The organism is Luteococcus struthionis, assembly GCF_048595755.1.
Classification (GTDB): domain Bacteria; phylum Actinomycetota; class Actinomycetes; order Propionibacteriales; family Propionibacteriaceae; genus Luteococcus.
In genome coordinates this window covers 2434715-2458717 of the sequence record NZ_CP184360.1, presented here as the reverse complement: position 1 = coordinate 2458717, position 24003 = coordinate 2434715, and the positions used below count along the sequence as shown (strand labels likewise).

Here is a 24003-nt window from a genome sequence, read left to right as displayed (position 1 = left end):
ACGATTTGCCTATGCCATTCGTCGTGCCGGCGACCATACTCAAGCAGATCTAGTTTTCGATCTTGGAGTAAAGGGGGGCTTGATGGGAAATGGTCTAAATCAATTGCCTCTGAGAAGAAGTGCACAGGGACTGACTTACACTCTTCTTCTATGAAGTTTTTTACGCGCGCATTCGAGACGAATATGGCCAAAATATTGTGGTGTCGGAACACTTCGAGCCAGCGCACCCACTGGGGCTCCCATACATCCCAGCAAATCAGTATCAGAGGCTTCCCTCGGTAGATGCGCAGCCGTTCGGCATCGTCTACTCCCATCACGGTCGCGACAATGGGCCGCGAGTCGAGCGGGTCAAGGCGGCTAATATTGCGAGAGGAGACGCTCTTCGCGCCGTAGTGCTTGAACGCCCTGATAAGTTCTTCTACAACATGTGTCCATGGTTGACTGGTGGCCTCAAAGTCCGCGACCCGCAGTGTGTCATGTACGGATATCATTGGTAGATGCATTCGCCCCTCTTGGTCTTCTCTCGGCGTGGCCCCAGACTTCCTCGATGTGTAGAGCCTGGTCGGAATAAGTTCTGTTTTCGGGCTGGGTGGGAGTTCTGCTGTACCCGTGCTTGGTTAACAAGGATCTCCGGGAGGGACATAAGCACCAGCACCCTGATCAGGGAACAAACCGACACAACCATGAGCAAGAGCGGCGAACGCACTCCACTGACCCGTCAAACCACACGACAACAACGTCGGCGTCGGCAGCATGAGGCCCAGACCCCGGCGATATCGGGACGGACGAGGATTGTCGGCCATGTCAAAGCCCTTCCTTTGGGGGGATATGCAGACCAGCGCCACATCCACCGGCTTCCCGCAGGGTGCGAACCGGATCGGGTGGTCACGCACCCACTGTGACTCAGCTGAAATCTGTGGCACTACACCCTTGGAGTCTTTGTGCCCAAACGGGCACGAATCATGCCCGCTCAGTCATGGTGGCGAGGAGTTCGGCTAGCGTGAGTTCGTGCTCCCCCATATCCGTGTCGCCCTGTGCGATGACAACGCCTTGGTCCGTGACTCCTTAGAGCTCGCGCGGATAGGACGGCGTATGGATCAGGGGCACCGGGCAGGACGAGAGTCCCACCGGTAGCGCTTCCAGGACTGCCGGACCAGGCGGCGGATGATGATGATCGCGCTGGCCAGCGCCACCCAGGCGTTCTGCACGCACCCTTGCCGGTCGGTCACCCTCGCCAGCGCCGAGAACCCTCTGTTGTGCCATGAGTTGGTCCGCTCGACGACCCATCGACGAGTGTGGTTGATAGGCAGAAATACCCCCTTGGGAGTGATGTTCGGGGTGCAGCCCAGCTCGGAGAGAAGATCCCGGGTCCGAGCCGAGTCATAGCCCGCATCCAGGTGAACCGTCATGACCTCAGGAAGCCTGAATCCGAACACGGCGAGGGTCTCTAGCGTCGGACGCAGGAGCGGAGAGTCGTTCCTGTTGGCCCCGGCCAGCACCCATCCGATCGGAATCCCGCCGCCGTCCACGAGCACCGATCTCTTGAGACCCGATTTGCCGCGGTCGACAGGGCTGCGGCCGGTGTTCTCTCCTCCGCACGGTGCCTTGACGATGCATCCGTCGACCACGAGGTTGTCCAGGTCGAGGCCGACAGCCTGGTCGTAGGCTTCCAGCGCCAGGTGGTGGAGCCGCTCGAACACGCCGGCACGGATCCACTCGTCCCGGCGGGCTCGCATCGTGGTCGCCGAGCAGGTCTCATCGGCGTGCTGCTGGTAGGTACCTCCCAGGACGAGGCGGGCCAGAAGCTTGTCAAAGACGACCCGGTCTGGGATGCGCGGGCGGTGACACCCCAAAGGGTGGTTGATGTTGCGTTCGGGCAGCAGGGCTCGGAACTGTTCCCACAGAGGGTCGGCGATGAAGCCGGGCAGGACGGGCACGTGGTCTTGTGATCGTCGTCGTCGAGAAGAAGGGCGGGGCCGCCGCGCCGTACCCGTCCGGGCGCGGTGCGGCGGCCCCGGTCCTGCTACCCGACCTGCGGTTGCCCCGCCGCGGTGGACGGCGAGCGGGAGATGACCACGGCACCGACGACCAGCCCGATAACGGCGAGCACCGCAGCGACCACGAACGGGTCCCCGGAGTGCAGGGCCGGTGCGAACCCGAGGCCGACGTAGACGGCCACCCCGGCTGCTCCGCCGAGCTGGTCAGATGCTCGCTGGACGCCGGAGGCGATCCCGGCGTCCTCCTCGGTGGTGCCGCTGACTGCGATGTACTGCAGACCCACGAGCCCGAAGCCCATGCCCGCTGCGATCAGTAGCATCGCCGGGAGCAGCCACACCGCTCCACCACCCAGGACGGCCACGAGCGCGACCACGCCCATCGCGCCGGCAGCCGCTGCCAGGCCGACCAGCACGCAGGCGCGTGCGCCCCAGTGTCCCAGCAGCCGAGGCACGAGCACCGAGGCCACGATCAGCGCCACGGCCAGGGGCAGCATCGTCAGGCCTGCCCCCAGAGGCCCGATACCGAGCCTGTCCTGCAGGTAGAACGTGAACAGCAGGAACGAGGTCGACAACGCACCGCTGAGCAGCATCGTCGTCAGGTTCGCCCGCAGCCGGGCCCGATCGGCGAAGAAGGTCAGCGGGACCAGCGGGTTCGGCGACCTCGACTCGACCCGCACGAACCCGGCAGCAGCCAGCACCGCGCACACCAGCGCGACCCCGCTGACCCACAGGCCGGTGGCAGGCTCGCCCGCCTCGACCGCGGCGTAGACGAACAGCAGCGGGCACGCGGTCAGCAGGAGCGAACCGGGAAGGTCCAAGCGGCACCGTCCCCCGGACGCGGGCCGGTCGGCCGGTACCAGGAGCAGCGCGGCCACGATCACGACCAGGATGAAGGGCACCGAGACCAGGAAGACCCAGCGCCAGCCCAGGTGGGCGGTGATGATCCCTGACAGGGCGAACCCGAGAACCAGGCCGCAGCTGGCCACGGCCGCCCACACGCTCAGGGCCCGTGAGCGGCGCGGCCCCTCGGGGAAGAGCAGCACGATGGTCGCCATCGCCGCGGGCAGCGCGACAGCCTCGCCCGCGCCCTGGAGCAGGCGGGCCGCGACCAGGACCGGAAAGGACGGGGCCAGGCCAGCCAGCAGGGAGGCCGCGCCGAAGACGCTCGTGCCGACCAGGAGGGTGCGGCGGCGGCCGAGAAGGTCACCGAGCCGACCGCCGAGCATCAGCAGCCCTCCGCCGGTGATGGTGTAGCCGACCACGACCCAGGTCAGGGAGTGTCCCCCGACGCCGAGGTCCGCGCCGATCGAGGGCAGCGCGATGTTGACCACGGTCACGTCGACCGCGATGAAGAACTGCAGCATCGACATCGCGCACAGCACGAGCCATGCCCGCACAGGGGCGGGACCGATCCCGCATGAAGTGGTGGAAGTGCCTGAAAGCATCAATTGCTCCGTCGCTCTGAAGAGTTTCCGAGCAGCACGAAGGGCCGCTCCGGTCTGATCACGAAGCGGCTGGACGTTCCAGGTGAGGTGTTGCTGTGTGCCGGACGTCCCGCCGCTAGCGGGACGTCCTGGTCACTGCCGCGCAAGCGGCCGAGCTCGAAGCGCCTGACATGCTACAGATGCTAGCAGCGGGGAATATTCGCCCCCGGACCTGTCCCTCCTATCCGCGCGAGCTCTTAGCCTCATACTTGGACACGGACTCGACAATCCGTCTGGTGGGTTCGTTCGCAAGCGGGGACGAGCTCCTTCAAGAACTCGTGCCAGGGGCCATCGATGTCCTGCTCCTGGACGTACGCATGCCGAACATGGACGGTCCCAGCATCGCCACGCAACTGGCCACGCACCACGATAGGATCAAGATCATCTACCTCAGCTCCTATCCCGACGAGATCCCCGTAGACCACGCTCTCGACGGCACGGTCATGGGAGCCCTCACCAAGGCCATTCCACCCGAAACCCTGACCCGAGCCGTGCACTTGGCGGCAGACGGGGTGACATCGATCGCCTCCCAAGTGCGCCAGCGTCACCACCAACAACAGGTAGCTAGACCACCAGCCCGTCCTCCACTGGCGCAGAATCAACGAGAACAAGATGTACTCGACCTCTTGTGCAAGGGCTACACCAACGAACAGATCGGCTCCCGACTGCACCGCAGCGCCTCCTCGGTGAAACAGATTCTCGGCAGCCTGAGCCAACGCGCCGGCGTCCACAGCCGCACGGAGCTGGTGCTCTATCTGATGGATGCCAGCTTCACCCCCTCATCGGTCCGCGACCCACGGAATTGAGGCGCGCACCATCCACGTGCCCTCCACGGGACCCGCGTCGAACCGGCCCCCCAATGCCTCAACACGCTCCCGCATGCCGGTCAGACCCAGGCCAACACCTTCATCGCAGCTGTCAGGGGTGTTCGTGAAGCCCAGCTGGACGTCGTCCTCGGTCACATTCACCAAGACAGCGCAGGGGGCCTCGGTGCTTGCATGACGAACCATGTTGTTGACGGCCTCCTTGGTCACCCGCGCCACCACGTCGCTCACTGGCTGCGGTACCTGACTGACATAGCCTTGGATCGTGACGGTGGCTGACATGCCCGCAACGCGCAGGTCGCTCTCAGCTCGCCTCAGGGCGTCCATCAGATCCAGCGGGCGCACCGGTTGTCCCGGCTTCAGCAAGAGCATCAGGTTGCGCAGGTAGCCGTTGGCCTGACTCGCGCGCTCAACGATGAACCCCAGCTCCCGGGCGGCCTCCTCGGGATGCAGCTGCGCATGACGGGCACGCATCACGATCAAGGACAGGTCATGCGCGACGTTGTCGTGCAACTCCCCCGCCACCTGGAGCCGTTGCCGCTCCAGTGCATGCCTCAACTCCTTAGCGGCGATCTCCCTACGCCGCGATGCAACTCGTCCGGCGGCCCAGGCGGCCATGTACAGAACGAACCACAATACGAAGGCCGCCGCCCAGTCGGTCACGCTTGTTGCTCGTCGGCACATCCACAGATTCAGCAGGCAGCACCACATCGTGAGTCCCCGAGCCCAGCCATAACAGTTGCGTGCAACCAACTGCGCAACCATCACCAAGGGCAGGTAGATCCCAACACCGAGGTCCTGCGGCTCCACTAGCGCTGATACTACGTAGATGCCGCCACACAGCAACACCCCCAACCGCAGGTGACGCCGCGAAAAGAAGATAGCCGCAGCCTGCCCCATCGTCACGACCAGGGCTGCGGGCGCCACGCCGGGAAGAGATACCATGTCCACCACGACGGCGGCCACCGACAGGATCATCTCCGCTGGCATTCCCAAAATGTTCTCGCCGCGGATCCGCCTCAGTTTCGACATCATGGACCACACCCTAGGATCAACCGACTCCGTCACCGCCGCCAGGAGAAGATTGCCCAAAGGGCCACGCAATCGTGCCCATGAGGACAAAGTCATCCACCGCTGCCGGGACTTGAGCACGACGAAGGATCAACTGGGCATCAAGACCACTCCCGAAAGGCATTCTCTCATGCGCACCTTGACCCTCCTTCTACTCCTCGGCATCTCCACCCTGGCTCCCACCCCAGCCACCCACGCAACTTCGGACACCACCGACCCCTCCGGCATCTGTCAGGCGTATCCTTGGTGGCCCGGGTGTGGAAGCATCGCGGCTTGATCCTTCCCAGCAGGCTTTCCCGACCATGCGCGACAGCTACATCAACCAGGGCCCGCAAAGCGAGGCCTACGTCACTGAGATCCATGGGCCGCGTCATCTGGCCGATTTGAGCTATGACGAGCTGGTAGAAGAAGGCGCACAAGACGGTGAAAACCTGCGACTACGACACGCAAAGCGCCTGCGCAGGGCATGCCATCTCGGAACTTTCGCCGCTGCCCTTACGCTCTGCTCAATCTTCGGGGTGTACTGGTGGTTCTGGCACACCAAAGAACTCGCCCCCGCCGACATCTTCAATGGACTCGCCCCGGGATCAATCTTCCCGCTGATCACAATCATCCTCCCACTGATAGGCGCCGCGGGCACGGGAGGCTCCAGCTACCGCAACCTCACCGAACCCAGTCCCGCAGAGGTTGAACTGCAAGCGCATGCCGATGCTGTGCACCGAGTCGTGCAGATGCGCAACTGGGACAAGCACTTCGTTCGTGACCTGCGCCGCCGACGCAAAGCAATCAGGCGCAACCCCCCCCCAGTGAGTCCAGTACACCGCCGCTAACTCTCCACGCCTAAGCACCGAGCAGTAGCTACGCGCTTGTGCTCATGTGACGATGTCGCTGCACAAGCTGTCGGCCGGGTCGGGGTATGACTACCTGACCCGACAGGTGGCTGTGCAGGATTCGACGGAGAAGGGCCACCAGGGCCTGACGACGTACTACTCCGAGCAAGGCGAAGCCCCCGGCGCCTGGGTCGGCAGGGGCTGCGCAGCCGTCGGCGACGACTTCGCCGGTTCCCAGGTCACGGCTGAGCAGATGCAGCTGTTGTTCGGCGCCGGGCAGCATCCGCTGGGGCAGGAACGGGCCGCCGAGCTGGGCGAAGTTGCAACGGAGCGGGATCTGCTTGAGGCCTACCGGTTGGGGGCGTCGTTCAAGCTGCCGTCAGACGTGTCGAACTTCCGTGTCGAGGTGGCGCGTCGGGTGGCGGAGTGGAACACCAGCCACGGCCTGAAGGCGGATGCCCGGGTTCCGGGTGAGGTGCGGGCCGGGATCCGCAGCCAGGTGGCGGCAGAGTTCTTCGTCCGGGAGATGGGCCGCCCGCACGTCGATGCGCGGGAGCTGGCTGGTGCAGTGGCGCGGTACTCGCGGCCAGGGCGGTCGGTGGTGTCCGGTTTCGACTTGACCTTCTCACCGCCGAAGAGCGTCTCGACGTTGTGGGCGATCGCCGACCTGCCGACCGCGGCGATGGTCGAACGCGCGCACCACGACGCGGTGGCGGAGGCGCTGCGGTTCGTCGAGGACCATCTGCTCTACACCCGCGAAGGGGCGAAGGGGGTGCGGCAGGTCGACGTCGACGGGCTGGTCGGGGCTGCGTTTACCCACCGTGACTCTCGCGCCGGAGATCCCGACCTGCACACGCATGTCGCGGTGGCGAACAAGGTCCGCGCCACCGGCTCGGGCAAGTGGCTGGCGATCGACGCCCGGCTCCTCTACCAGGGCGTCGTCGCGGCCTCCGAGACCTACAACAGTGCCCTGTACAAGCGCTTGGAGGCGCACGGGCTACGGTTCGAGGACCGCGCCATGGGCGCCGGGAAGCGCCCGGTGCGTGAGGTGGTCGGGGTGCCGACCGAACTCAACGAGCGATGGTCGTCGCGGCGTCGAGCCATCGAACAGCGGCGCGGTGAACTCGCCTCATCCTTTCAGGACGATCATGGACGTCCGCCGACCGTCGTAGAGGGCTACGACCTGGCGCAGCGCGCCACGCTGGAGACCCGAGACGCCAAGCACGCGCCCCGCACCATCACCGAGCAACGCGCCGCGTGGCGGGCCGAGGCCATCGATGTCCTCGGCAGCCCAGCCGCGATCAACACGGTCGTCCACGCAGCCCTTCACCCCACCCAAGCGCAGGACTTGCCGGTGGCCGACAGTGGCTGGTTCGACGCCGCCACCGCACGGGTAGTGGCCGCGATGGAACGGCGCGGCGCGACGTGGCGACGCACCGATGTCAGGGCCGAGGCCCAACGCCAGGTGCGACTGACGGCCACCCCAACCGCAAAGGTCGATGCCGCCGTCGACCTGCTCACCGCGATGGCCCTCGAGGCATCGGCCCCCTTGGAGAAGCCCACGTTCGGGATCACCGAACCGGAGCCGTTGCGGCGGGCCGACGGGTCGAGTGTCTACACCGTCGCCGGATCAACCCTGTTCACCTCCCGCCGCATCCTGCACGCCGAACAAGACATCCTTGCCCTCGCCGGCACCGACGGCGGAGTCTCGATTGCGCAGCCGGTGCTGGAGGCATCGTTGGCGATGTCGGCTGCCGAGCGCGGTTTCGCCCTCAACCCAGGTCAAGCGGTGCTGGTGGAGCAGCTGGCCACCTCGGGCCGTCTCGTGCAGCTCGCCATCGCACCGGCCGGGTCGGGCAAGACCACCGCCATGCACGCCCTTGCCGCGGCGTGGGAGGCCTCCGGCCACACCGTCGTCGGCCTCGCCCCCTCCGCCGCAGCCGCATCCCAACTCGCCACCGCCACCGGGCTGGAGGCCGACACCCTCGCCAAACTCGCCTGGGGCATCACCCACGACCAACTCCCCCACTGGGCCCAGACCATCACCACCGGGTCGATGGTCATCATCGACGAGGCCGGCATGGCCGACACCCTCACCCTGGCCACCGTCACCGGCTGGGCCACCAACCGCGGCGCCGTCGTCCGGCTCATCGGGGACGACCAACAGCTCGCCGCCATCGGCTCCGGCGGCCTGCTGCGCGACATCCAAACACGACACGGCGCAGCCACCCTCGACGAACTGATGCGCTTCACCGACCCCGCCGAAGCCGCCGCCTCCCTCGCCCTCCGCCAGGGGGACACGGCCGCGATCGGCTTCTACCTCGACAACGACCGCGTCCATGTCGGCGACCTGGCCACCGTCACCGACAACGCCTTCACCGCCTGGACCCACGACAAGGCCGCCGGACACGACGCCATCATGCTCGCCCCCACCCGCGACCTGGTCGCCGAACTCAACCACCGCGCCCAGACCCACCACCTCGGCCCCCACAACAGCGGCCCCACCACCGTGCTGGCCGACGGCAACCACGCGCGCATCGGCGACATCGTCATCACCCGCCGCAACGACCGCCGCCTGCGCACCAGCCGGACCGACTGGGTCAAGAACGGCGACCGCTGGCACGTCACAGCCGTTCACCCCGACGGCTCCCTCGCCCTGCAGCACCACCAATCCCGACGCCACGTCACCGTCCCCGTCGGCTACGTGACCGCCGCCGTCGAGCTCGGCTACGCCACTACCATCCACGCCGCCCAGGGCATCTCCTGCGACGTCACCCACGGCATCGCCACCCCTGATGAGTCCCGCCAGCAGCTCTACACCGTGCTCACTCGCGGACGTCACGCCAACCACCTGTGGCTGCAGACCACCGGTGACGGTGACCCCGCGCTGCTCACCCAACCAGACGCCACCACCCCGCCCACACCCACCAACCTGCTCGAACAGATCCTCACCCGCGACGACGCCGCCCGCTCGGCCACCACCCAGCACGCCGACCACCACGACCCCGCCCGACTGCTCGCCGACGCCGTCGCCGCCTATGCCGACGGCATCACCACCGCAGCCGAACACCTCCTCGGCCCCCACGCCATCGCCACCATCGAGGACCACGCCGAAACCCTCGAACCCGGCATCACCGACGAACCCGCCTGGCCCGCCCTGCGCAACCACCTCATCCTCATCGCCAGCAACGGCACCAACCCCCTCACCGCCCTGACCGCAGCCCACGCCCAACACCCCCTCGACGACGCCCGCGACAAGGCCGCCACCCTCGCCTGGCGCCTCGATGTCCGCCACCCACTCGCCACGGGACCCCTGCCATGGCTGCCCGGCATCCCCACCCGCATCCACGACGATCCCGCCTGGGGAACCTGGGCACAGCAACGCGCCACCCTCGTCACCACCCTCGCCGACCAGATCGCCCACCAGCCCCTCCCGGACGCGACGTGGGCTGCCCTGCCCTGCACCGACGAGACCCGCCGTCAACTCGCGATCTGGCGCGCCGCCAACGACGTCCCCGACACCGACCCACGCCCCACCGGGCCCCGCCAGACCACCCGCCAAGCCGCCCAGTACCAACGCGCCCTCAACCAAGCCATCGACCAGAACGACCCCGCACTCGAGCAGTGGAAGCCCATCCTCGAAGCCATCGGAGAACGCCTCACCCACGACCCCGCCCTGTCCCGACTCGCCCACCGGCTCGACGACCTGCGCACCGCCGGCCACGACGTCCACGGCATCCTCGCCGACACCGTCACCGCCAAGCCCTTGCCCGACGACCACCCCGCCGCAGCCCTGCTCTGGCGCCTCACCCGCACCACCACGCCCGAAACCACCCAGAACACCGCGCCGACGGTCGCGCAGGGGGCGGTGGAACTGCCGGGCCCGGACGACCCAGCAACCCGACTGGCGCTGCTCGGCATGATCCGCGGCGCCACCGGCCCCACCCCACCCAGCGACGCCATGCTGCGCCACCAACTCGACCGCGCCGACGCCCTGGCTGACTCCCCCGTCCCCGTCGAACGGCTCCAGCAGGTCAACCAACTCGCCCAGGACTACTACGCCAGCCAACTGCCCGGATCGTGGGCACAGCCCTACCTCGCCGAACGCCTTGGCGTCGACCTCACCCGCCACCCCACTGTCCAGCCCGGACACGCCCCCGCCGGCTGGACCAACCTCGCCACCCACCTGCGCCGCCACGGCGTCACCGACCTCGAAATGCTCACCGCCGGACTCGTCAAACCTGCCTCCACCGGCAACCTCATAGACCGCTTCCGCGACCGCCTCACCCTGCCCATCACCGATGCGGACGGGCGCATCCTCGGCTTCGTCGCCCGGGCCAACCCGACCCTGCCCGCCGACAAGGCCGGGCCCAAGTACCTCAACACCCCGACGACCCCCATCTACAGCAAGGGCGACCAGTTCTACGGCCACCCTCGACCCGGCTCCATCCCCGTCATCGTCGAAGGCCCCCTCGACGCTGTCGCCGTCACCTTGGCCACTGCCGGCCGCTACACCGGCCTCGCGCCCCTGGGCACTTCCCTCACCGACCAGCAAGCAGCACTCCTGGCCGACCAGGAGCGCGTGGTTCTGGCCACCGACAACGACGCCGCCGGCAACACCGCCGCCGACAAGGACCACTTCAAACTCGCCGTCCACCGCACCGACACCCTGCGCGCCCAACTCCCCCACGGCAGCGACCCCGCCGAACTCCTCATCACCCACGGCCCAGAAGCGCTCACCCGATGCCTCGACGACGCGACCTCCATCACCGACCGGATCGTCAGCTCCGCGAGCGACGATGCCGCTATCGACCGGGCGCTCACCGCCATCGCAGCCGCCCACCCCACCACTTGGGCCCGCCACCTCTACCACCTCGCCCAGCGCACCGGGCTCCCCCTCGTGCAACTCCAAGCACGCCTGCTGCCCCACGCCCGGGAATGGACCGAGGATCCCCGGCATGCCTCAACGGCCGCCACCACCAGCCAGCCGACGACATCCCAGACCACCGGCACTGACACCGTGACGGACGCACCACCGCGTCGACGTCCCCGCCCTGCACCGCCCACGCACCCCAACCGTCATTCCGCCCCGGCACGCTAACCAGTCAGGCAACTAGCGCCGCGCAGGGCTACCACGTCGCAGCCATACGGGCGCCCTGTACGCCCCCTCGCCACGTCCCCCTCCGGCCAGCTGCGCTGACAAGCGCTATTGAACTCCGACGGTGCCCAACTTCGAATTGAGGAGTAAGCGAGCGCCGGTCACCAGTTCCTCGAATCCACCTCGGCGAGCAAGACCTTGGATCTGTATCTCGAAACCCTGGACGATCTGTTGATCGACGTTGATTTGGTCGAAGAGATGCCACTCGCCGAGGGCGAGCTTGTCGGGCGGTCTCACGGATGGGTACAGAAGGAGCATGTGATCGGTCTGCACCGCGCGGAGGAACGCCAGCGATTCGTAGAGGTCCCCGGCGTTGATGCGTGGAGACTTTCCGAATCGGGTCTTGTATTTGGCGTCCAGCAGGAGTGGCACCGCCCCTTTGGTGATGGGCGAGATGTCGGGCTTCGCATACACCTCTTCGGCATCTCGGTGCCCCAGAACCCACTGCTTCTGCCCGACGATCGTGTAGTCCGGAAGCGCGCGGCGCACGAGCTCTTCGCAGAGGAATTCCCAAGCCGACCAAGTGGAGAGGACGAAGCCCGGCCCGGAGAAGACGCCTCCGTCTAAGTTTAGCCCGAGGCCGGTCACGATGAGGCTCGCAAGTTCATAAGCCTGCTGCCATCCGCGATGGCGAGGAGGCAACGGGGGGAAGAAGGCTGGTGCTGCCCCCTGTGGGGCGAGGTGGCGGCCGAGCAGGCGCAGCTGGGCCTGCATGTCAACGTCAGCCACCTCGGGAATAAGGATTCGCACGGCCGCAGCTAAGGTTGCGTTGTAGGCGTTCTGACGAGTGAGTTCAAGCTGGCTAACAGCGAAGCCATCTGGGTCGGGCAGGAACACGGTCTCCCAGTCCACGTCTCCGTCGAGTGCGAAGTCTGCTCGTGTTCCCCGCCGGTAGCCGCGAATGGGACGCCGCTCGTTCTCGGTGTACAGCGTCAGGAAGGACCGTGCGATGAGCATGGCGAGGTCGCCCCGGTCCTGGGTGCCGGCCGAGATCTCGTCGTGGAGGAGCAGGTGGCCCGTCTTCACAAGCACTGCGAGAAGAAAGAAGTCGCTGCGCCAGGTGGGAGAGGCGGGATCCAGGAACTTAGGGACCACCTCCAACTCCACGCTGGCATTGAGCCGCAGGAGACCTGCCACACCGTCCGCCTTCAGCGCACCGCTGCTGGATGTAGTGATGGGGTCGTCCTCGTAGCCGAGAAGGGACTTGACCTTGTCATTGAGCTCGCGCAGGTGGACGAGCACCTCGGCCTCGGAGATGCCACTGAAGCTGGCGATCTCACGAACAGCTCCTGGTGCGCTGCGGAGCTCCTGAAGGACGAGCCGGTGCATCGAGGTCACTCGGTGGCAATGACACGGAGCAGGGAGTACAGCTCAGCGGGCGACGGCCTCACTGGACCCGAGATGCGCCGGACGGTTTGTCCGGCGAAGGTTGACTCCATCAAGGTGTAGGGGCTTTTGGTGGTCTCGGCCCGAAGGACGTCGGAGATGGCGCGGGTGTTGCCGTAGAAGACCTCGTCTACGTGGCCGCGCAGCGTGGCCCAGGCCGTCGCGACATACTCCTGCGCACCCGCGATGTTGGCGGCGTCCGGCTTCTGGTGCATCAGGGCACCGTGCCCAAGTTGGTACGCCTGGCCTCGGCCGAGAAGGATTTGCCCATTAATCGTCGCGAATGCCTGAGTCAGTGCTTCATAGTAATCCGCAGGCCCAGAGGGCGTGTCGGGCAACGAGGTAGCGGTCATCGGGAGGCCAAAGTGCGCACGTAGCACGCTCTCGTCGGGCTGCAAGCGGTGGATATGGAAGCGGCGAAGGAAGGCGACGTCGAGGGGCTCGACGCTAGTGTCAGCTTCGTTCATCGCCGCGAGGATATACAGGTCATTGGGGAGGGCGAACTGCTCGTGGTTTCCGGCGTCTCCAAGGATCTCGAAGAACTGCGTCGTGGAGGTGGGCTGGCCATCGGTGGGCAGTCGCTTGTCGGCTTCGAGTCCTACTAATGCGCTGCCGAAGGCGGCCACGGCAGGTCCTCGGTTGATCTCGTCAACGATGACGAGGGAGGCGTTGCCGTCGTGGGACGCGTGGAGCGCCGCTCGGTGGAGGATCCCGCTGGTGACGGTGAAGGCGCCCGCGACGTTGACCTGGGGAACGAGGCCGCGCATGAAGTCGCGGTATTTGGTGTTCTGATCGAACACGGTCTGGTAGACGTTGCGCGTCGCGTCCTGGGTGGGGCTGGGAAGCCACGAAGGGATTGGGCCTGACGAAGCGGGGATTGGGATACGACCCGTCGGAGCTGAACCCGTCTGGGACTGGTCCCATTTAAAGAGCTCACGGATCTCGTTGAGCAGACGGGACTTCCCCGTACCGGGCGGGCCGGCGAGGATCACGTTCTTGCGCGTCGCGAGTGCCTTGAGCACTGTCTTCGCGTCATCGCTGATATCGGCTTTAGTCGGCATGGCAGAAACTCGTTCCCTCGATGAAGTCGTAGTAACCCTGAACCGTCCGTTTTGACTGGGTCGCCGAAGCCATGCAGTGGAGAATCTGCCCACTGGCTTCGGGCGCCCAAATGCCCTTCTTCTTGAGGTCATCCTCATAGGCGTAGTCGCACCGGACGGTGCCGTCGTCGAACTGCGTGAAGACGACGAAGACTCGACCTCGATCCGTGGCGGGAAGTTGACCGCCCAGCGCAGGGCTGGCGTGGATCTGGGCGATTCGATCCTCGGACTTGCGCGACGCAGTCGGTGGCCAGTACGAGAGCTCCGTCTGCTGCGTCTTACCATCCTCGTCGAGGTAGGTCACGACTGCGGTCCTGATGGGTTTCCCACCGCGACCAACCGCTTCCTTGGTGAAGATCCGGTGCATGATCGGCCGGAAGGTCCTCCACGGCAGCCGCAAATCACGCGCCCCGCCACCGGTTTTCGAGTCGTTTGACTCCGCAACCAGCTTGCGCAGGTCGCCGGCAACGATCTCCTTGTAAACGAACAAGACAGGACGGACGGTCACGCTGCACCCCTTGAGTTGAACTCGGCAGGGACGTAAGGAATCGCGCCTGCCTCCCGAGCATTATGACAGCGCTGCATACTAACGTGCCGGACGCCGTGAATCTTGGCGAGCTCGGCCAGAACAAAGTCTGCCGTGACCGTGGATCGCGCTTCACCCTCGAGCGCTGGCTGTCCGCGGTCGAGCAGTGGAAAGTCCCGAAGAACGACCTCCATGTCTGCCACGTTCAGGCCCCAGGCCGCGGCGACGAGCGCGTCGGATCGAGCACGTAGCTGGCCAACTGACCGTAGGTCAGCAGAGGAGTCACCTTCAGAGGCGGTGAGGCTTCTCGTGATCTTGATGAGTTCGTGTCCGACCTCAGAGCATGTCTCGATGTTCGGCAACGGCAGCGTGTCAAGGAGGAAGAAATTCACCGTGGTCGTGACGATGCGACGGAGCATCCAGTCGACGACCAGTGAGTTCGCCAGGGCAAGGAAGAGGTCTTCGCGCTCGGCGTCGTGTTCAGGGAAGGTCAGCGTCGGCACCTTGTTTCCGCAGACGACGCCGCCCGGGATGCGTGCGGCCAGTAGTGACCGCTCATTGGTTTGCCCCGTGATATCACAGAATCCGATGCGCGACCGAGTCGTACGGTCGAGGGTCATCGGGTGCAAGGCCTGAATCGGGATGTGCCATTGCGTCCGGAGAAAGGTTCGAGTGAGCGGCTCTGGCTTCCAGATCGCTGAGCGGCCTTCGCCAGATCGGTAAGTCTTTGCGCGCCAGCGGAATTGGCTCACGTGGCGGCCCTCGATCAATGGCAACGTCTCGTGACCAGCGGTGCGGCGGAATGATTTCTGGTCTAGGGTCATGTCAACTTCTCGACGGTACTCGGGGTGCCATGGGCCACTGGTATCACCGATCGTCGTTGCGTTGTCGGCGAGGCGTGCGTAAAGGTTCCAGTCCTCCGCAGTCTTGACCTCGGGGATGCTGAGGTCCGGACGGACGTCAGAAAGCTCGTCACGGCTTAGCATCACTGGTGCTTCGGGGAGCGTGCCCGTGCGGTTGGCGACTTTGAGCGCGATGGGTTGACGACTTCCGGCACCGACAGTGGCGACGACGGCGAGAAACTTGAAGCGGGTGTCAATCGCGAAGTGGTTGGCTCGATTTTCAATGACCGAGATAGAGAGGTCTCTGGCGACCGCGGTTAGCTCGCGACGCAGCCCTTCAGTGCCTCGGGAACGGATCAGGCCGGCGGGGAGGAGCAGGCCGAGTACGCCATCCTCGGCGGCTAGACCCATGCCAAGTTCCAAGAACAGCTTGTAAAGGTCGTGCTCACCTCGTCCCTGAAGTCTAGTGCCTGCTGCCACCTGTTCGATGTAGGCGAGCAGACGAGTCCGATTTATGGAGAGGTCGACGTCGCTGGCGAAACTCTGTCCGTAGGCCCGGACAGCCCCGCTATCCTTCGCGAGTTCGTGACGAGAGACCTTGAGCTTTTCCCATGGCGGGTTGCCAATCACTAGGGCCGCTCCCTCCGGCGCAAGCGACTCCCACGCGGCTCGGCTGCACAGACTGTCCTGCAGAAGCAAACGACTGGCGAAACCCTTGATGGCCGCAAGATCGTCGGTGAGGCTGGCAACGGACAAGAGCGCGCCTCGAAGCGCGTTCCTCGAAAGGTCAGCTCCCACAAGCCGACCGCGAATCACCTCGTTACGGACCGCTCCGGCTGGGAGTTGCATGACGGCTGCGGCGAGGAGCACTCCTGTGCCGCACGCAGTGTCGATCCAAGGACCGCGTGCTCGTACTTTCGGCACGCTGTCGGCTGCGAGCATCTCGGCCAGGCGCCAGTCGGTGTAGTAGGCGCCGGTCTTTCGCTGCTGGCTCGTTGGGAGGACCTCTCGGCTTAGTGCTGACAGCGCGAGGGCGACGGGGATGGTGGTGGCTTGAATGCTCGCGAGAATCGCATCTGTCCATGGCGTTGGCTCTGAACGCAGTCCGGAGGTATCGCGCTCAAAGGTGGTCCAGTAGTCGTTACGGCTCCAGCCGCCGGTGCGGGCGGCGACGGTTTCGAGGATCGTAAGTCGAGCCGGCGTTGGGTCTACACCGGGAAGGAGTTCCGCAGCGGCTTCGTCGAGCAGTCGGTCGGTCGGCGCGAGGAGCCTCTGTTCAAGGCTCTTCATGCCACCTCCTCCCGGTGGAGCGGTTGCGCGAGGTCGATCCTGGCGCCGTGCGGGACAATCTCGATCACGTACTCGTTCACGGTGCGACCGGCGGCCGAAGCTTGAGCATTGGGGCGGTAACGCCCGATCGTCTTGACGTCGTGCACGGTGACCGAACCCGTCTCGGTCAGAGCGTCGACGAGCTGGGCTCGGGGAACATGCCCCTCACTGCTGTAGCTGAGGAGGATTCTTCGTGCGCTTGTGTTGGCGACCAGCGACGTGAGGGCACCGAGTGCTCGAGTCTTGTAGCAGTAGTCGGACGCTTTATCCTTCCAGGGCCTCAGACCGGTGACACCGCCAACCTCCGGTGAATCACCAGCATGGATGGTCTCCAGCACATGGTAATAGGCGCTGTACTGCCGCTTCGTATAGGGCGGATCCAAGTAAACCGTGTCCGCGGCTGTGGTCGGCACGAGCGAGACGTCACCCACAACGACTTTCAAATCGGTTAAACGCGGGGGCAGCGTCCGCTCGCGGACTCTGACGTCGTGGAGTGCGGTCGACGACCAATCCTTCAGGAAGCAGCCGTAGGTCCCCGAGATGTTGGCGACCTTGTTTGCGGCTTGGAGGAGGTCGGCCAGCAGCAACTCGCGTTCGAGCCATGTGAGAACTTTGGCGTCATGCCAGGCCTGAATTTGGGATCGCATCGCATCGAGGCGGGCCGCGTTTTGCTCGGTGAAGTACCGACGCTCAACTGGCGCTGTGGCGGACGAGGCTGGGCTGTACTGGGCGTGGAGGAACCCTGGAGTGGCCGGGACGGCGTTGAGATCACGGATCGCTTGTGCGTAGCTTCCCAGCCGCGCGAAGGGGACATTGTGGCGTCCGACTGTTGCTCCGATGGCCATCGCGACAGCCGATGGCAATGCATCGTTGAGCGTCACCGGCCAGCCACGCGACGCGGCCACTGCGGCTACGGATCCAGTTCCGCAGAACGCATCAACGAAGCGCCCACCGTCAAGCTCTCCCGCCAGGTCCACGATGGCCTCCGCTACCCGGGCCTTGCTGCCGATGTAGCGAACTCCCACAGCCTCTTCCCCCTTGACATACTCGGCCAGATACGGCCGCACCCTCACGTACTACAGTTGCTTCGCAGGCTATCCGTGATGACCGACAGTTATACGCCCGGCCTCTCAGGGCTCCCCGGTCTCACACATCTAACCATCGAGTTTAACGGCCGACCATACAGCTTGGCGTGCTCACAGACCCGAGGAGTTCTGCCCTTCGTGGCCGGGGACACGACCCCACGCGGGCGTGGCGACACGCATAGATGGGCTCCGGACGGTTCGCGGCTGGTTGCAGGCCAAACCACGAACACGCCAAGTCGTGTTCATCCGTCCCTGAGCATATCCCAGCACGATTGCCCGCCGCGCCTGAGCCCAGCTCGGCTGACGTAGGACCGACAGCACAGACCCGAGGGCTGAAGCGTCAGTGGGCCGCTGCGCGAGCTCGCTACCGACGAGCGCGCACCGGTCACTCTGACTGCCTGCCCAGCTTGTGAGCGTCGACTCGGCCTCAAGATTCGGCGCCCCTTCCCCGTACGGTGGTCGAGATCACCGACTCGGCTCCGACACGCCGGAGCACTGGCGCGCCTACCTCACGCGCACGATCCGCCCCAGGCCGGGAGGGCACCCGCTCCACACCCGCATCGAAGTGTTCCATCACTTCCCGCAGGTGACCCCGGCCGCGGGTCAGGAGGCGACGTGCGGTCGATTCCGACACGTCTAGGCCGTCGGCGATCGTCTTGATGGGCTGTGGGGGTCGTCCGATGCCGTAGAAGTCCCGCAGCACGGAGCGTTCGGTCGGTGGGAGAGCTCGGAGGTAGGGGCGAAGGTCAATGCTGTCGACAGGGTCGTCCTCGTGGTGCGCTCGGAGGGCGACGTGCGATTCCAGGCCGTCGAGCGATGCGCTGGCCCGTCGGGTCAGCAACATCTCCACTCGCTCGATCGGCGCCCCGGTCTCGGCGGCAACCCGCGCCGTGCCATCGGCGCCAGGACCGGCTGGTTGGGTGGCGGCGAGCGCTCGATAGCGGTACTGATCGCGCGCCGCGTGCGCGGTGAGGCCTTGGCGCGCGCCTGCCTCGGCCGCGATGGCGGTTACCAGCGCTTGGCGGATACTGCCGTAGGCGAAGGAAGACCACACTCCCCTGCTCGGGTCGAACCTGTGCACCGCATTCATCAGGCCGAGGACTCCTTCTTGGAAGAGGTCCCGGTCGGAGGGTGCGATGTGGGCCTGGCGCATCGTGTAGCCCACCAGCCCCAGGCTCGAGGACACGACCTGCTGGCACGCGGCCTGACCGGCATCGACCAACTGCTGCAACTCCCCGCGCGTCGCACCCCGCGTGGCTCGCAGTGCATCCAGATCCTCGTCGAGCGCGCTGCGTGCCAGGACCCCGGCGTCGCGAGCGTCCCAGCAGGCCTGCAGCTGTTGGTCGTCCAGCCTCACGTGAGGACCTCTCCGCTGCCGGTGTCGACGATGTGCCCGTCGACCAGTGCGAAGCGGGCTGTCGCGAGGTCTTCGTCGTCTGGTTCGAGGTGTTCCACGTCGCGGTCGAACAACCCGGCCCGCACCGTGGCGTCCTGTCGGGCAGCGCCGATCCGGGCGGTCCCGGCGCAGGGACGATGCCCTGCGTCGCAACTGGTGCGCAGGGTCTCCTTCATGCGGTTCTGGAAGGCCGGCAGCGTGTAGCGGTGCCACTCGGCCAGCAGGTCCGACGTGGCCGCGAGCCCGGCTCGGCGTCGCTGGTCGAATACGCTGCCGAGCTCGTGGACCAGGTGCGGGTGGCGTGGCCAACACGACGGGACGATGTCGCCCAGCAGCCACGCGTACTCGGTGTTGAGCCAGTCGACACAGCGCTCCAGCCACTCCCACACCTCAAGCCGCAGGTCACGATCAGTGATCCCCGCCAGATCCCACGGCCTTGGGATGAACTCCACCGGCCCCAGGTGCTTCACCGTGGACGGGTCCTTCGCCTGCTCCAGCCGCGCAAGGTTTGCATACGCCCGGTGCATCCGACCTCCCACCGACGGGAACGGCCTCACCAATTCCGACATCGACAACCTCCTCCACTTCGGGAATCTGTTGTCGCAAGCCGCAGCGACTGTCCGGGTGCCTACACCCCCGTGGCGCTCGCGTGTCTGACCTCGTCCCGGATGCGCTGCTGGTCAGCCAGGAGACGCTTGCCGGCTCGGCCGTCGATGCAACGGTCGAGCTTGGCCAGAATGGGTTTCGCGTTCTCGGCGATCACCAACGCGTGACGCTCGCGCAGCTCCCGCACCTCGGCGGGGCGGATCACCGGCACGTCCTCACCCGAGACCGAGCGGCTGTGGTGCTTCCCCTGCTGATACGTCGTCCGGGCGATGCGCTTCATGCCGGCCAGGTCGGAGACCTCCTTGTTGAACGCCACGTCCTTCGACCCCCCGAACAACACCAACACGTTCGTGAGCCCGAACAAGGCTCTCGCCTCCTGCTCGCCGAAGATCGCGGCCAGCTGACGCCAGGTCTGCGCCGCGTAGATGAATGACAACCCCAATGCCCGCTCATTGGCCATCCTCGTCCGCAGCGTCGGCAACGGCGCCGTCGACGGCAACTCGTCCAGCACCGACAGCATCGGCGGACACAACCTTCCCCACGCAGAGGCGTGCGCCAGCCCCAAGGCCGTGTCCAGCACATGCTCTGCCGCTGCGGTCATCAACGGCGAGGCCGACGCATACGGATCCTCCCGGCCCAGCATGTACACCGTCCCGCGGTTGGCCAGCAGCCGCCGAATGTCCGTCGCCGGCGACCCAGCTGATGGCACGCAGCGTCGGCGGATCTCGGTCTGGAAGAACAATGACATGGCCTGCTGCACCGTCGTGATCGTGTTGCCCGCCGTCCGGTCATCACCCCGCAGGGCACCCGTCAACAGCCCATGCCAGAACGGAGCCGCCCCGGGGTGCTGCCGCAGGATCTCCTCCGGCTCGGCCGTCGACAATGGACTCGCCACCCACTCCAACACCAGGTCCAGGTCACCACCGGCCAGCGCGGCGGCGTGGAAGTACGACTGGATCACCTTTGCCGCCTCAGTTGCATAGAACCGGGCAGCATCATCGCCCCGTCCACCGGCCGAGCCAGCCTTGATGGTCCCCGCCGTGAACGCCTTCGCCCGACGCTCCGCAACCAGAGGGTCCGCACAACCAGCAATCGGATCCCACACCAGCGGTGGGAGCCCGGGCGCCAACCCGAACGGATCCAGCACCGCCACCGGCCCCACCCCGGAGCGCCGCGACAACGACAAGAACAAGTCATCCGGCTTCGTCAACGTCACCAACGCCGCCCCCGGCGCCGACAACAACGCCGGAGTCAGAATGTCCAAGGTCTTGCCCGAGCCCTGCGTCCCGATCACCCCAGCCGTCCGGTCGAACGGGCACCACAGCTCTCCCCCACGCGGACGCTTCGCCCTCCCGATCCGCCAACCCACCTCAGCCGCCCAACCCCGGCTCATCGCTTCCGCTCCTGGGCCAGGTCAGGACGGACGACACGGCGGACTCGACGCAGCCTCCCTACGCCGAGCAACTCCCGAGCCTCGTCGGCCGACGCGTATCCAGCACCCACCCCCGGACCCCACCGCAACCACGCCTCACGCCCCGCGAGAGTCACCAGCGCCAGCAGCACCAGCTCCGCCACGAGGATTGACACGGCCAAGGCTCCAGCGCCGACCGAGCACGCGCCCGGGGCCAGCCCCGCATCCCGATGACCCGCCAGGATCCCGCCGGTCGAACGCACCAACTCGTCCGGCCACAACCAGCCCGAGCCCGCGGCCCAGCAGGCCATTGACCGGCCCAGCTGCACCCCCGCCCCCACGGTCAGAACAAGCCCTCCAAGCACCAACGCCGGCAGCTCCCAGGTCAGCGGATAAGGATCCCTCGTCGACATGACACCTCCGAAGGCTCAAGCCGGCGGCGAAGTCCCGGTGGCGAGAGCGCTTGGCCCTCGCGATGAGCTCTCGGCGGGTAGCGTGGGCCGCGTGCCCGAGATCCGGAGGCCCGCCTTGCCGCTGCAGGCTGTCGAGCAGGTCGCGCGTTTCGTCCAGGACCATCATTGCGACGGGATCGACGTCCAAGACTTGGCCGATGCTGCGGGCTACAGCCGACACCACTTCAGCCGGGCCTTCAAGGCGTCAACGGGAGTCTCTCCCAGCGCCTACCTCGCCGCTGTCCGGATCGAGACGGCCAAGCGGCTCCTGCTTTCGGAGACCTGCGCAGTGATCGACGTCGCCGCTGAGGTCGGATTCGACTCACTGTCCAGCTTCACCCATCGTTTCGCCACGACGGTGGGCACCACGCCCGCACGCCTGCGCCTGCTCGCGCAGAGGTTGGAGCACTCCGCTGTGGCCCCGTTCGTATTGTGCGCCCCCAACCAGCCGGGGGTCGCCGTCACCCCGGTCCTCCCCGAGGGAGTTGCCGACTCCTGCCGGATCTGGCTGGGCTGGTACCCCACACCCGCCCCGATCGGCCTTCCCGCCGCGGGACAGCTGGGCGAGTACGACGAACCGATGTCCCTTCCCCTGCACCCCGGAGCCCCTTGGCTGCTCGGCTTCGCCGTCGAGGAGTCCGACGACCACCTCCACGAACTCGCCCCCGCCTGGCCTGTCGTCGCGCGCCATGACGGTCCGATCACCCAGCCTGGCGCGGTCACGCTCACCTTCCGGCGGGCAAGCATCGACGACATCCCGCTGCTCAGCGCCCTACCAGCACTGGCGAAGTGAGCACATCCGGACAAAGATCGCCCGTCACGGCTGCCTAGCGTTGGTGATGTCAACACCGACAACCGATGGAGGACACCATGACCCGCACCACCGGAACCCCCACCTGGCTCGACCTGCAGACCACCGACCTCGAGACCGCCAAGCGCTTCTACGGCGCACTGTTCGGCTGGCAGTTCGAGGACTCCGGCCCGGACTTCGGCCACTACACCATGGTTACCAAGGACGGCGGGCTCGTCGGCGGCATGATGGACGTCGCCAACTACCCCACTGACGGCAGCGTCCCCGTCCCCGCGGATGGCCCGAAGAGCGCTTGGGACGTCTTCCTTGCCGTTGACGACGTCGACAAGCGACTCGGTCTGGCCACCGCCCACGGTGCCACGGTTCTGTTCCCTGCCAGCGACGTGGGCCCCGCAGGCCGCTGCGCCACCGTCGCGGACCCCGCCGGAGCCACCATCGCGATGTGGCAGGCCGGGGACACCGAGGGCTATGCATTCACCGGCCAGCCCGGCACCCCGGTCTGGTTCGAACTGATGGCCCAGGAATTCGAGGCCGCCAAGGCCTTCTACACCGCTGTCTTCGGCTTCAACCCCGTCGCCATGGAGACCCCGATGGAGGACGGCGCCGATGCCTCCACCTACGTCACCAATGGCCCGGAGTCCGAGGCCTCCAGCGGCATCTGCAATGTGGCCGGCTTCGTGCCCGAGTCCGAGGGTTCCTGGTGGCGGATCTACTTCGCCGTCGACGGCTGTGACAAGGCCGTCGAGACCGTCCAGCAGATGGGCGGCAAGCTTCTCGACGGGCCCGAGGACTCCCCCTTCGGGCGGATCGCCACCGTCGCGGACCCGATGGGTGCCACCTTCCAGCTCTGCTCCCCCAGCGAGGCCGTCCGCTGACCCCTTCAGGCTCACAGCGTACTTTCGGTCGGCCTCCCGGTTGGGAGGCCAACCATCCCCTTGAACAGGAGATTCACATGACCACGCGCATTGAGAATTTCGGCATCGTCGTCCAGGACCTCGAGCTCGTCCGTGACTTCTTCGTCGCACTCGGCCTCGAGGTCAAGGGCGAAGCACAGGTCCACGGACCATGGGTCGACCTGACCCTCGGGCTCGAGGACGTCGAGTCCCGGATCTGCGTGCTCGGCTCCGACGACTCCGACGCTCAGATCGAGCTGCAGCAGTACGTCACGCCCTCCCCCATCCCTGCCGCGACAGGTGGCATGCCGAACGTCCTGGGGCTGCACCGAGTGTCGCTGCAGGTCGAAGGCCACGTCGGCCGGCTTGCGCAAGAGGGCTACGGGCTGCGCGGTGAGGTCGCGCGGTACGCCGACGAGTGTCACCTCTGCTACGTGGTTGGCCCCGAGGACGTTCAACGCGGCCCTTAGGTTGGTGTCCTCGCCATGGGCCCAATCTCTATTCCTGAAAGTGCTCGGCTGGCCGCGCCCAGGCATTTGGTCGCTACGGCGCGACGAGGACGGCTCTCAGTTTGTGTCGACGGCGGCCGAAACCTGGGCCGAAATCGGCGCCCAAGAACTGAGCAGGCAGAGTCAGCGACCTCCGGCAGGAGTGCGCGCCCATTGGTGAGGGTTCCGATTGGAGCTGAGCGGCTCGTTCGCGTTATGAGAAAGGACCCTGCGGCGGCACAGCGTCGCGCGGGCTGGCCGGCCTCGGCCACGGGCAGGCGGGGCGATGATCTGCGAAAGAGTCCCAGTCCAGG

General features: G+C 66.2%; 18 protein-coding genes. 6 read left to right on the top strand and 12 right to left on the bottom strand.

Annotation, left to right across the window (positions count from 1 at the left end):
• Window positions 1-1097 precede the first annotated feature (1097 nt).
• Both ACOAMO_RS11340 and ACOAMO_RS11335 read right to left on the bottom strand, forming a co-directional pair.
• Window positions 1098-1937 carry an IS5 family transposase gene (locus ACOAMO_RS11340; RefSeq protein ID WP_277453581.1) on the bottom strand — a complete coding sequence of 280 codons (840 nt, stop codon included), beginning with the start codon at window positions 1935-1937 and terminating at the stop codon, window positions 1098-1100.
• Between the two features lie 86 nt (window positions 1938-2023).
• Window positions 2024-3367, bottom strand: coding sequence for an MFS transporter (locus ACOAMO_RS11335; RefSeq protein WP_277453580.1), 1344 nt, complete (start codon window positions 3365-3367; stop codon window positions 2024-2026).
• 245 nt (window positions 3368-3612) lie between these two features.
• On the opposite strand from ACOAMO_RS11335, the gene ACOAMO_RS11330 reads away from it, so the two are divergent.
• Window positions 3613-4287 (top strand): response regulator, encoded by a 675-nt coding sequence (locus ACOAMO_RS11330; RefSeq protein WP_420174894.1) that lies wholly within the window; start codon window positions 3613-3615, stop codon window positions 4285-4287.
• Here the strand turns inward: ACOAMO_RS11330 and ACOAMO_RS11325 are convergent.
• Complete coding sequence (locus tag ACOAMO_RS11325; RefSeq protein WP_420174893.1) at window positions 4261-5340, bottom strand: sensor histidine kinase; 1080 nt, start codon at window positions 5338-5340, stop codon at window positions 4261-4263. The genes ACOAMO_RS11330 and ACOAMO_RS11325 overlap by 27 nt on opposite strands.
• 338 nt (window positions 5341-5678) lie before the next feature.
• On the opposite strand from ACOAMO_RS11325, the gene ACOAMO_RS11320 reads away from it, so the two are divergent.
• Together ACOAMO_RS11320 and mobF are read left to right on the top strand one after the other, a co-directional pair.
• Complete coding sequence (locus tag ACOAMO_RS11320) at window positions 5679-6206, top strand: hypothetical protein (protein WP_420174892.1); 528 nt, start codon at window positions 5679-5681, stop codon at window positions 6204-6206.
• Window positions 6207-6258: 52 nt separating this feature from the next.
• Window positions 6259-11307: a MobF family relaxase gene (mobF, locus tag ACOAMO_RS11315; protein ID WP_420174891.1), complete on the top strand. Its 5049-nt coding sequence runs from the start codon at window positions 6259-6261 to the stop codon at window positions 11305-11307.
• 105 nt (window positions 11308-11412) lie between these two features.
• Here the strand turns inward: mobF and ACOAMO_RS11310 are convergent, their stop codons facing one another.
• The 9 genes from ACOAMO_RS11310 to ACOAMO_RS11270 all read right to left on the bottom strand — a co-directional run bounded on the left by ACOAMO_RS11310 (window position 11413) and on the right by ACOAMO_RS11270 (window position 21221).
• Window positions 11413-12693 (bottom strand): 5-methylcytosine restriction system specificity protein McrC, encoded by a 1281-nt coding sequence (locus ACOAMO_RS11310; RefSeq protein ID WP_420174890.1) that lies wholly within the window; start codon window positions 12691-12693, stop codon window positions 11413-11415.
• Between the two features lie 5 nt (window positions 12694-12698).
• Window positions 12699-13811 (bottom strand): AAA family ATPase, encoded by a 1113-nt coding sequence (locus ACOAMO_RS11305; RefSeq protein ID WP_420174889.1) that lies wholly within the window; start codon window positions 13809-13811, stop codon window positions 12699-12701.
• Entirely contained in the window at window positions 13801-14358 is a 558-nt protein-coding gene (locus ACOAMO_RS11300) for a hypothetical protein (RefSeq protein ID WP_420174888.1), read from the bottom strand. The genes ACOAMO_RS11305 and ACOAMO_RS11300 overlap by 11 nt, the downstream gene beginning before the upstream one ends.
• Complete coding sequence (locus tag ACOAMO_RS11295; protein WP_420174887.1) at window positions 14355-16508, bottom strand: hypothetical protein; 2154 nt, start codon at window positions 16506-16508, stop codon at window positions 14355-14357. The genes ACOAMO_RS11300 and ACOAMO_RS11295 overlap by 4 nt, the downstream gene beginning before the upstream one ends.
• Complete coding sequence (locus tag ACOAMO_RS11290) at window positions 16505-17614, bottom strand: DNA adenine methylase (RefSeq protein WP_420174886.1); 1110 nt, start codon at window positions 17612-17614, stop codon at window positions 16505-16507. Before ACOAMO_RS11290 ends, ACOAMO_RS11295 begins: the two co-directional genes overlap by 4 nt.
• Before the next feature lie 445 nt (window positions 17615-18059).
• Window positions 18060-18989 carry a sigma-70 family RNA polymerase sigma factor gene (locus ACOAMO_RS11285; RefSeq protein ID WP_420174885.1) on the bottom strand — a complete coding sequence of 310 codons (930 nt, stop codon included), beginning with the start codon at window positions 18987-18989 and terminating at the stop codon, window positions 18060-18062.
• On the bottom strand, window positions 18986-19555 hold the full coding sequence (locus ACOAMO_RS11280) for a hypothetical protein (protein WP_420174884.1): 570 nt from the start codon (window positions 19553-19555) through the stop codon (window positions 18986-18988). The genes ACOAMO_RS11285 and ACOAMO_RS11280 overlap by 4 nt, the downstream gene beginning before the upstream one ends.
• Before the next feature lie 101 nt (window positions 19556-19656).
• Window positions 19657-20928 carry a type IV secretory system conjugative DNA transfer family protein gene (locus ACOAMO_RS11275; RefSeq protein WP_420174883.1) on the bottom strand — a complete coding sequence of 424 codons (1272 nt, stop codon included), beginning with the start codon at window positions 20926-20928 and terminating at the stop codon, window positions 19657-19659.
• A 95-nt stretch (window positions 20929-21023) separates the two neighbouring features.
• Entirely contained in the window at window positions 21024-21221 is a 198-nt protein-coding gene (locus tag ACOAMO_RS11270; RefSeq protein ID WP_420174882.1) for a hypothetical protein, read from the bottom strand.
• Window positions 21222-21549: 328 nt separating this feature from the next.
• Here ACOAMO_RS11270 and ACOAMO_RS11265 point away from each other — a divergent pair, with 328 nt between their 5' ends.
• From ACOAMO_RS11265 to ACOAMO_RS11255, 3 genes are all read left to right on the top strand, one after another.
• Complete coding sequence (locus ACOAMO_RS11265) at window positions 21550-22290, top strand: helix-turn-helix transcriptional regulator (RefSeq protein WP_420174881.1); 741 nt, start codon at window positions 21550-21552, stop codon at window positions 22288-22290.
• Between the two features lie 77 nt (window positions 22291-22367).
• Complete coding sequence (locus ACOAMO_RS11260; RefSeq protein ID WP_420174880.1) at window positions 22368-23183, top strand: VOC family protein; 816 nt, start codon at window positions 22368-22370, stop codon at window positions 23181-23183.
• 77 nt (window positions 23184-23260) lie between these two features.
• The gene (locus ACOAMO_RS11255) at window positions 23261-23671 is read left to right on the top strand and encodes a VOC family protein (RefSeq protein ID WP_420174879.1); all 411 of its coding nucleotides are present in this window, start codon (window positions 23261-23263) and stop codon (window positions 23669-23671) included.
• Window positions 23672-24003 lie beyond the last annotated feature (332 nt).